The sequence below is a fragment of the Salinispora cortesiana genome (genome assembly GCF_000484695.1).
Taxonomy (GTDB): domain Bacteria; phylum Actinomycetota; class Actinomycetes; order Mycobacteriales; family Micromonosporaceae; genus Micromonospora; species Micromonospora cortesiana.
The window spans coordinates 1-1,079 of sequence record NZ_AXVR01000197.1 but is presented as its reverse complement, the minus strand read 5'-3'; the positions used below and the strand labels follow the sequence as shown (position 1 = coordinate 1,079).

General features: G+C 67.1%; 1 protein-coding gene and 1 pseudogene. Both read right to left on the bottom strand.

The features are described from left to right. Positions 1-282 precede the first annotated feature (282 nt). A complete protein-coding gene (locus K228_RS0125185) occupies positions 283-921 on the bottom strand; it encodes a hypothetical protein (RefSeq protein ID WP_025620822.1) in 639 nt (212 codons plus the stop codon). Positions 922-956: 35 nt separating this feature from the next. Continuing rightward, a pseudogene (locus K228_RS28110) lies at positions 957-1,079 on the bottom strand (GPP34 family phosphoprotein); the annotation flags it as partial.

The window sequence follows — 1,079 nt, the reverse complement described above, 5'->3', positions numbered from 1 at the left end:
CTGATCGTTCAGCGTCACGGTCATCACGGCACCCTCCTCACCAGGCACAACGCCTGGCAGGTCAGGCCGGAAACACCGTTAGATCCACACTCCCGATCCGGGTGATCGGTTCTGGGGCTACGTCGGTGCCTGGCCCGCGTCCGGACGGGCCGCACGGCCCCCACCACGGCTGGGTGTCCCGGTTGGAGTGAGCGTTCGGGCAGGGCCGATGCCCCTTACCACCCGGCTCGCGGGTGGTTCCGGCATGGGCGGCGTTCCTCGCGCTGTGCGGATAGGAAGGGGTCAATCGGTGGAGGTGGTGACAGTTAATTTCGGACGGGTCGGGTTCGTGGGCCGGCGTTTGTTGCCGGTGGGGGGTCGGTGCATGCCGAGCAGGGTTGGGCCGTCGGGGAGGTGGATGTCGGTGTGGGGGTGGTAGCCGTGGCGGGTGAATAGGGCGCGGTGGCGTACGGGGATCTCGGCCCAGGCGGGTAGGTCGGTGCGGTCGATGCGGGTGAGGTAGTGGCGCAGCATTGTCTGGTCGAGGTTGTGTTGGCTGTTTGGTGGGATGGCGAGGACGGTGAGGTGGTGGAGTGTGGTGGGGCGGCAGGTGTCGAGGATGTGGTCGAGGGTGAGGAATCGCTGTGTGTAGCTGTTGGCGGCGGCGGCGAGACGTTGGGGGTAGTTCGTCGGCGGTGGCAGGGGGCGTTGCCGGTGCAGGCCGATGGTGACGGCGGTGAGGTCGTCGGTGGTGTGGACCTCGCCGAAGAACAGGGCGTGTTCGACCCATATTTCGGCTACGGCGGCTAGCACCGGGTGTCGGTGGTTGATGTCGGGGATGAGCCATTCGGCGAGGCTGCTGGGGTGCAGGCTGGTGGCGATGATGTTGGCGGCGGTGTGGCGTTCGGTCCAGCGGAGGGTGCGGATGCGGGGCACGGTCATTGGTGTGGTCCTGATCCGGGTTAGCGGGTAGACGGTTATCGGTAGGCGGCGGTGGCGAGGTCACCGATGGTGGTGTCCACGGCGGTGGTGATGGCCCGTACGGGCTGGTGGTGCTGGTTGGCTACGTTTAGTAGTCGGCCGGGTAGGGTGGCGGTGTC

Excerpts from the sequence above, each read along its gene's own strand:
- K228_RS0125185 (WP_025620822.1), bottom strand. The coding sequence starts at position 921 with ATGACCGTGCCCCGCATCCGCACCCTCCGCTGGACCGAACGCCACACC.